Consider the following 8,130-nt stretch of genomic DNA (forward strand, 5'->3'; position numbering starts at 1 on the left):
GCGCCCACCGAGGCGCCGGAGCCGGCTTCTCCTCGGCCTTCGGGGCCGGGGCCGGAGCCTCGGCGGGCTTCTCCTCGGCCTTCGGGGCGGCCGGGGCGGAGGCGCCGGGCGCACCGATGACGGCGAGCTTGGCGCCGACCTCGGCGGTCTCGTCCTCGCCGACCACGATCTCCAGCAGCACACCGGCGACCGGGGCGGGGATCTCGGTGTCGACCTTGTCCGTGGAGACCTCCAGCAGCGGCTCGTCCTCGGCCACCTCCTCGCCGACCTCCTTGAGCCAGCGGGTGACGGTGCCCTCGGTGACGCTCTCGCCGAGCGCCGGGAGGGTGACGTCGGTGCCCTCGGCGGACGAACCGCCGGTGGTCGCCTCGGCGGTCGGGGCCTGGGCCGGAGCCTCGGTCTCGGTCGACGGGGCGGTGGGCGCCTCCTCGGCCTGCGGGGCCGGGGTGGATGCGGGCTCGGCGGCGGGCGCCTCGGCAGCCGGGGCCGCGGCCTCGGCCGGAGCGCCCGAGCCGTCGTCGATGACGGCCAGCTCGGCGCCGACCTCGACGGTCTCGTCCTCGGCGACCTTGATGGAGGCCAGGACACCGGACGCGGGGGCCGGGATCTCGGTGTCGACCTTGTCGGTCGAGACCTCGAGCAACGGCTCGTCGGCCTCGACGCGCTCGCCCTCGGCCTTCAGCCAACGGGTGACAGTGCCCTCGGTGACGCTCTCGCCGAGCGCCGGAAGGGTTACGGAAACCGACATGGTTTCAGTTGCTCCTTACGAAATTGCGGAAGTGGTCGGTCGTCGCGCCCGGGACCGGGGGATCAGTCGTGGGCGTGGAGAGGCTTGCCGGCCAGCGCCAGGTGAGCCTCGCCCATCGCCTCGTTCTGCGTCGGGTGTGCGTGGATGAGCTGGGCGACCTCGGAGGGCAGCGCCTCCCAGTTGTAGATCAGCTGGGCTTCGCCGACCTGCTCGCCCATGCGGTCGCCCACCATGTGGACGCCGACCACGGCACCGTCCTTGACCTGGACGAGCTTGATCTCGCCCGCGGTCTTCAGGATCTTGCTCTTGCCGTTGCCCGCGAGGTTGTACTTGAGGGCGACGACCTTGTCCGCGCCGTAGATCTCCTTGGCCTTGGCCTCGGTGATGCCGACGGAGGCGACCTCGGGGTGGCAGTACGTCACCTTGGGCACGCCGTCGTAGTCGATCGGGACGGTCTTCAGACCGGCGAGACGCTCCGCCACCAGGATGCCCTCGGCGAAGCCGACGTGGGCGAGCTGGAGGGTCGGGACGAGGTCGCCCACGGCCGAGATCGTCGGGACGTTGGTCTGCATGTACTCGTCGACCAGGACATAGCCGCGGTCCATCGCGACGCCCTGCTCCTCGTAGCCCAGGCCCTGCGAGACCGGGCCGCGGCCGATGGCGACGAGCAGCAGCTCCGCCTCGAAGGTCTTGCCGTCGGCGAGCGTCACGCGGACGCCGTCCTCGGTGTACTCGGCCTTGTCGAAGAAGGTGCCGAGGTTGAACTTGATGCCGCGCTTGCGGAACGCGCGCTCAAGAAGCTTGGAGCTGTTCTCGTCCTCGACCGGGACGAGGTGCTTGAGGCCCTCGACGATGGTGATCTCGGTGCCGAAGGACTTCCACGCCGAGGCGAACTCGACGCCGATGACGCCGCCGCCCAGCACGATCGCGGACTTCGGGACGCGGTCCATCTTCAGCGCGTGGTCCGAGGAGATGATCCGGTTGCCGTCGATCTCCAGGCCGGGCAGCGACTTCGGCACGGAGCCGGTCGCCAGCAGCACGTGGCGGCCCTGGACACGCTGGCCGTTCACGTCCACGGAGGTGGGGGAGGAGAGCTTGCCCTCACCCTCGATGTAGTGGACCTTGCGCGAGGCGATGAGTCCCTGGAGACCCTTGTACAGGCCCGAGATCACCTCGTCCTTGTACTTGTTGACGGCCTCCATGTCGATGCCCTCGAAGGTCGCCTTCACGCCGAACTGGGCCGATTCGCGGGCCTGGTCCGCGATCTCGCCCGCGTGCAGCAGTGCCTTCGTGGGAATGCAGCCGTTGTGCAGGCAGGTGCCGCCGACCTTGCCCTTCTCGATCAGGGCGACGTCCAGGCCCAGCTGCGCTCCGCGCAGGGCCGCGGCGTAACCGCCACTGCCACCGCCGAGGATCACTAGGTCGAAAACGGTGCTGGCGTCGTTCGCCACGTCACGTCCTCCATGCATGTGCGCCGTACGCCGGGCCCCGTCGCTGGGGTGTGACCGGCCGGTCGGCTGGTGTGCGGCCGCTTTTGTCTTCGGCCCTGTGGTGGGGGCCCTGTCCTGCCGAGAACCCATCTTCGCACTTGTCGACGGTGGGCGGGACGCGGGGCCCGGGTCCGGAACGGATGATCGTCCCTTCCGGAGGGTTACTGCTGCGTAGATGCCTGCGGATCGGGGCGGTGTTCGTCGAGAGCGAAACCCGCTCTCCCTCCGTCGCCCCACCGTCCTGTCCCGCTCATCCTTGCCGCTTCCGCTCGGAGAACACGTACGGCCCCGGACCTGTGCCCGGGGCCGTACGCGACGGAAGGCGGGAACTCAGCCGAGGTCGCCGGCGGCGGTGCGCTCGGCGAGCCGCACCAGGGTGCGGACCGCGGAGCCGGTGCCGCCCTTGGGGGTGTAGCCGTACGGCGCGCCCTCGTGGAAGGCCGGGCCCGCGATGTCCAGGTGCGCCCAGGCGATGCCCTCGCCCACGAACTCCTTCAGGAACAGACCGGCCACCAGGCCGCCGCCCATCCGCTCGCCCATGTTGGCGATGTCGGCGGTGGGGGAGTCCATGCCCTTGCGCAGGTCGGCGGGGAGCGGCATCGGCCAGGACGGCTCGCCGACCTCCTCGGCGATCTCGTGGACCGAGGTGCGGAAGGCGTCGTCGTTGGCCATCACACCGAAGGTGCGGTTGCCGAGCGCCAGGACCATCGCGCCGGTCAGGGTCGCCACGTCGACGATCGCGTCCGGCTTCTCCTCCGAGGCGCGGGTCAGCGCGTCGGCCAGGACGAGCCGGCCCTCGGCGTCGGTGTTGAGGACCTCGACGGTCTTGCCGCTGTACATGCGGAGCACGTCACCGGGGCGGGTGGCGTTGCCGGAAGGCATGTTCTCGGCCAGCGCCAGCCAGCCGGTGACGTTGACCTTGAGGCCCAGACGGGCGGCCGTGACGACGGCGGCGAACACGGCGGCGGCGCCGGCCATGTCGCACTTCATCGTCTCGTTGTGGCCGGCCGGCTTGAGCGAGATGCCGCCCGAGTCGTAGGTGATGCCCTTGCCCACCAGGGCCAGGGTCTTCTCCGCCTTGGGGTGCGTGTAGGCGAGCTTCACCAGGCGCGGGCCGCGCACGGCGCCCTGGCCGACGCCGAGGATGCCGCCGTAGCCGCCCTTGACCAGGGCCTTCTCGTCGAGGACCTGGACCTTGACGCCGTGCTCCTTGCCCGCGGCGGTGGCCACGGCGGCGAAGGACTCCGGGTACAGGTCGTTCGGCGGGGTGTTGATCAGGTCGCGGGCCCGGTTGATCTCCTCGACCAGGGCGAGGGAGCGCTCGACGGCGGCCTTGTAGGCCTTGTCGCGCGGCTTGGCGCCGATCAGGGCCACCTCGGCGAGCGGCAGTTTCGGGCCACTGTCCTTGGACTTCGCGTCCTTGGGGGCGAGCTTGTTCTCGCCGCCCTGGTAGGCGGTGAAGGCGTACGCACCCAGGAGCGCGCCCTCGGCGACGGCGGCGGCGTCCTCGACGGAGGCGGCGGGCAGCGCGAAGCCGGCCTTCTTGGAGCCGGTCAGCGCACGGGCCGCGGTGCCCGCCGCGCGGCGCAGCGCCTCGGCGTCGTAGGCGTCCTCCTTGTCCGGGACCGGACCGAGACCGACCGCGACGACGACCGGGGCCTTGAGGCCGGACGCGGCGGGCAGCTTGGTCAGTTCGCCCTCGGCACCGGTGGCACCCAGGGTCGCGAGGACGGCGGCGAGCTTTCCGTCGAACGCCTTGTCCACGGCCTCGGAGCCGGGTGCCAGGACCGGTCCCTTGACGCCCTTGGCGACGCCGACGACGAGTGCGTCGGCGCGCAGCGTCGCCGCACCGGCAGTGCTGAGAGTGAGAGCAGTCACGGTGGTGAAATCTCGCTTCCGTTGAGTTCGAGTTCGGTCGAGGGGTGGGCCGACCGTGCCCGGCGCATCGTAGACGCCCCGACGATGTGCCGGGAATGAGCCTACGCGCGCGGTTCCTGCTCCGTGACGTCGGCGGGGCTTCCCGGACCTTTTCCGACTGTTACGGCGGTCCGGAACGGTCCTCGGGAAGCACGGCGGCCGATGTGCGCCTCCGTCAGGTCCCGAGCGCCAGCGCCACCAGGGCCGCCGTCGCCGCCGTCTCCTCGACCCCCCCGAAGACATCCCCGGTGACCCCGCCGAACCGCCGCACGCAGTGCCGCAGCAGCAGTTCGCCGGCGGCGAGCGCGACGGGCACCGCGAGCGCGTGGCGCAGCACCCCGTACGGGCCCAGCGGCGCGCCCGCCGCCGCGCACAGCGCCACCGTCACCACCGCCGCGAGCAGCGCCCGCCCGGCCGGGACGGTGGACGCGACCACCGCGCCGAGCCCCTCCGGCCGGGCCGCCGGGACGCCCTGACGGGACGCCAGCGTCAGCGCGAGGCGGGCGGCGACGCCCGCGACGACGGCCCCGAGGGCCCCGTGCGCCCAGCCCTGCCCGTACAGCTCGAAGAGGACGGCGACCTGGGCCAGCAGGACCAGCAGCAGGGTGATGACACCGAACGGCCCAATGTCGGACTGCTTCATGATCCGCAGCGCGTCCTCGGCCGGCTTCCCGCTGCCGAGGCCGTCCGCCGTGTCCGCCAGACCGTCCAGGTGCAGCCCCCGCGTGAGGGCGGCGGGCACCGCGACGGAGGCGACCGCCGCGAGCAGCGCCCCCGAGCCGGCCAGCAGCGACAGCGAGCCGAGGGTCCCGGCGAGCAGCCCCACGACGAGCCCGGCGAGCGGGGCGCAGAGCATGCCGGAGCGGGCGGTCGCGCGGTCCCAGCGGGTCACGCGGACGGGCAGCACGGTCAGGGTGCCGAAGGCGAAACGTATGCCGTGGCTGTTCAGGGAGGTCACCGCGCGCAGGCTAGCCGCTGCGCCCCACCGATAGATTGGGCGAAACGCGCCGAACGCCGTGAAACCTGACGTATCGGGAGTGGGTGGCATGGGTCACTGGTGGCACGACAACATCGCGGAGCCGGGCAAGGTGCCGCTGCTCCTCGCGCTGGCCGCCTTCGTCCTCACCTTCGCGATCACCCGCACCATCACCCGCATGATCCGCGCCGGGAAGGGCCCGTTCCGCAACATCACGCCGGGCGGGGTGCACATCCACCACGTGGTGCCCGGGGTCGTGCTGACGGTGGTCGGCGGATTCGGCGCGGTGGGCAGCGGGCGGCACGGCGTGGCCGCCGGGATCTTCGCGGTGATCTTCGGGGTGGGGGCCGGTCTGGTGCTGGACGAGTTCGCCCTCATCCTGCATCTGGACGACGTGTACTGGACCGAGGAGGGCCGCCAGAGCGTGGAGGTGGTCGTGCTGACCGTCTCGCTGGTGGCGCTGGTCCTGGCGGGCTTCTCGCCGCTCGGCGTCGACGACGTCACCGACGAGGAGGAACAGGGGAGGCTCAGCCTCATCACGAGCTACGTGATCAACTTCTGCTTCGTCCTGATCGCCCTGTTCAAGGGCAAGCTGCGGATGGCGGTGCTCGGCACCCTCGTCCCGTTCGTCGCCCTGGTCGGCGCGATCCGGCTGGCCCGCCCCACCTCGCCCTGGGCCAGGCGCTTCTACCGCCACCGCCACCGGGCCCGCTCCCGGGCACTGCTGCGGGCCTACCACCACGACGTGCGCTGGGCCGGGCCGCGCCGGAAGTTCCAGGACCTCATCGGCGGCGCCCCGGACCGCGTCCCGCCACCGCCCGCGCCCCGGTCCTGAACGCGCCGCCGCCCGCGCCACTCCCGTACGCGGCACACCACCAGGACGACGACGATGGCGGCCAGATGCTCACGCCCCGCCAGGTTGTCCTTCACCAGGACCTCCACGACCATCGCGAGGACCACCAGCGCCCCCGTGAACCGGGCGCGATGCCGGTGGCAGACGTACACCGCGAGCCCCACGACCGCAGCCGAAGGGCCGGTGTCCACCACCTGCGCGTCGGATGCGGGCAGCCCGGGGAACACCTCCGGCCCGAGCGCGACGCCGATCCGCGCGTACAGCGTCCCGGCCAGCGTCGCCAGATACGCCACCGCGAGCGTGCGCCACCGCCCCAGGCACACCTCCGCGACGCCGAACACCACCAGGATCTGGGCCAGCGCGCCCCACACCGGCAGATCGGGCGCGGCCACGAACAGGGACAGCGGGGTGCGCGCGAGGGCGAGCCAGAGCGGGTCCTCGGCCCGTACGGCTCCGAGCAGCCGCACCGGCCGGTAGCCCCAGGCCTGGACCTGCGCCACCTGCACGGTCGCGGTCAGCGCCACCGCGACCGTCGTCAGCGCGAGCGCCCGCGCACCGCGTCCGGCGAGCCCCCGCCGTACGGTCGTGAACAGCGGGCCCCACTCCCGTACCGCCGCCCGGCGCAGGGCGGGGAGACGGCTCATCCGCTCTTCTCGAACAGCATGGAACGGGCCCCCGGTCGGGTCGGTACGCGGCATCGGTGAGGAAGCGCGCCGAGCTGCGATCCCCTCTCGAAGACGGACCGGGCCAGGGCGGAGTTGAGCGGCTCCCGAGTGATGCCGATCTCGTCCGCGTGGCGGGGAGCCGGGAGCCTCAGACCCCGTCGAGGGCCGTCGCCTCGGACCCCGCGTCCTCGATGTCCTCCGCGGTCTCGCCGTCCACGGCCTTCTCCGGTTCCCGCTCCGGCAGTTCGGCGGCCAGCGCCGCCGCGGCCTGCACCAGCGGCAGCGCCAACAGCGCACCGCTGCCCTCGCCCACCGTCACGCCGTGGTCCAGCAGCGGGGTCAGCGCCATCCGGTCCAGCGCCTTCGTCTGCGCGGGCTCCCCGCTGACCTGACCGGCCAGCCACCAGTCCGGCGCCCGGAACGCCGCCCGCTGCGCCACCAGCGCGCAGGCCGCAGAGACGACCCCGTCCAGGATCACCGGCATCCGGCGCACCGCGCTCTGCAACAGGAAGCCCGTCATCGCCGCCAGATCCGCCCCGCCCGACGTCGCCAACAGCTCCAGCTGGTCGCCGAGCACCGGCCGGGCCCGGCGCAGCGCGTCCCTGATCGCCGCGCACTTGACCATCCACGCCAGGTCGTCGATGCCCGCACCGCCGCGACCGGTCACCACGGAGGCGTCCGTCCCGCAGAGCGCCGCGACGAGGGTGGCCGCGGCCGTGGTCCCGCCCACGCTGAGGTCGCCGAGCACCACCAGGTCGGTGCCGGAATCCGCCTCCTCGTCGGCGATCGCCATACCCAGGCGGACCGCCTGCTCGGCCTCCTCCGCGCTGATCGCGTCCTCGACGTCGATCCGCCCCGAACCCCGCCGCACCCGGTGCCGCACCACGGACTCGGGCAGCAGCTCCGGATCGCAGTCCAGGGAGACGTCCACGATCCGCATCGGCACCGAGAAGCGCCGCGCCAGCACCGAGACCGGGCTCGCCCCGTCGAGGGCGGACCGCACCAGCTCGTGCGCGCTTCCCGCGGGCCGGCCGGAGACGCCCAGTTCCGCCACCCCGTGGTCACCGGCGAAGAGCACCAGGCGCGGCTGTTCGACGGCCCTGACCGGCACGGACTGCTGCGCGGCGCTGAGCCACTCGGCCAGCTCGTCGAGCCGTCCGAGCGCCCCCGGGGGTACGGTCAGCCGCTCGCGCCGCTCCTCGGCATCGCGCCGCACACCCCCGTCGGGGCGTTGGATCAGGTCGGAGAAGTCGTCCAGGTTCACGGAGGTCTGCCTCGCGGGTCGTCACGTCGGGTCCGGTCCGGGAACCCGGCGACGGGCCCCCAGGGCGTGTCCGGCGGATCAGGAACGGACAGGCCCCAGCCGGAACAGTACCGGTCGGCCCACCCCCGGGAACCGTGCCGTGAACCCGGAGAGGGGCGGGAGTCCGGGCGGCCCCCGGCGCCCCCGGCAGCCGCCCTCACCCCCGCAGCACCAGCAC

At 72.9% G+C, this 8,130-nt stretch carries 7 protein-coding genes; 1 reads left to right on the forward strand and 6 read right to left on the reverse strand.

Going from position 1 to position 8,130, the window contains the following annotated elements:
* The 4 genes from HET64_RS33315 to HET64_RS33330 form a co-directional block, all read right to left on the reverse strand.
* Positions 1 to 748: biotin/lipoyl-containing protein (locus HET64_RS33315; protein WP_285801927.1), on the reverse strand; the 748-nt coding region annotated here is incomplete at its 3' end.
* A gap of 62 nt (positions 749 to 810) precedes the next feature.
* Positions 811 to 2,199: a dihydrolipoyl dehydrogenase gene (gene lpdA, locus HET64_RS33320; RefSeq protein ID WP_007451187.1), complete on the reverse strand. Its 1,389-nt coding sequence runs from the start codon at positions 2,197 to 2,199 to the stop codon at positions 811 to 813.
* Between the two features lie 369 nt (positions 2,200 to 2,568).
* The gene (locus HET64_RS33325; RefSeq protein ID WP_215110902.1) at positions 2,569 to 4,116 is read right to left on the reverse strand and encodes a leucyl aminopeptidase; all 1,548 of its coding nucleotides are present in this window, start codon (positions 4,114 to 4,116) and stop codon (positions 2,569 to 2,571) included.
* A 214-nt stretch (positions 4,117 to 4,330) separates the two neighbouring features.
* On the reverse strand, positions 4,331 to 5,113 hold the full coding sequence (locus HET64_RS33330; protein WP_215110905.1) for an adenosylcobinamide-GDP ribazoletransferase: 783 nt from the start codon (positions 5,111 to 5,113) through the stop codon (positions 4,331 to 4,333).
* A gap of 88 nt (positions 5,114 to 5,201) precedes the next feature.
* On the opposite strand from HET64_RS33330, the gene HET64_RS33335 reads away from it, so the two are divergent.
* Positions 5,202 to 5,966: a hypothetical protein gene (locus HET64_RS33335; RefSeq protein ID WP_215110907.1), complete on the forward strand. Its 765-nt coding sequence runs from the start codon at positions 5,202 to 5,204 to the stop codon at positions 5,964 to 5,966.
* Here the strand turns inward: HET64_RS33335 and HET64_RS33340 are convergent.
* Both HET64_RS33340 and cobT read right to left on the reverse strand, forming a co-directional pair.
* Positions 5,864 to 6,628 (reverse strand): hypothetical protein, encoded by a 765-nt coding sequence (locus HET64_RS33340; protein WP_215110909.1) that lies wholly within the window; start codon positions 6,626 to 6,628, stop codon positions 5,864 to 5,866. The two genes, HET64_RS33335 and HET64_RS33340, sit on opposite strands and share 103 nt — an antisense overlap.
* Positions 6,629 to 6,797: 169 nt before the next feature.
* A complete protein-coding gene (gene cobT / locus HET64_RS33345; RefSeq protein ID WP_215110910.1) occupies positions 6,798 to 7,913 on the reverse strand; it encodes a nicotinate-nucleotide--dimethylbenzimidazole phosphoribosyltransferase in 1,116 nt (371 codons plus the stop codon).
* Positions 7,914 to 8,130 lie beyond the last annotated feature (217 nt).

The sequence above is a fragment of the Streptomyces sp. McG3 genome (genome assembly GCF_018619185.1).
GTDB lineage: Bacteria > Actinomycetota > Actinomycetes > Streptomycetales > Streptomycetaceae > Streptomyces.

Excerpts from the sequence above, each read along its gene's own strand:
- HET64_RS33335 (WP_215110907.1), top strand. The coding sequence starts at position 5,202 with ATGGGTCACTGGTGGCACGACAACATCGCGGAGCCGGGCAAGGTGCCG.
- HET64_RS33340 (WP_215110909.1), bottom strand. The coding sequence starts at position 6,628 with ATGAGCCGTCTCCCCGCCCTGCGCCGGGCGGCGGTACGGGAGTGGGGC.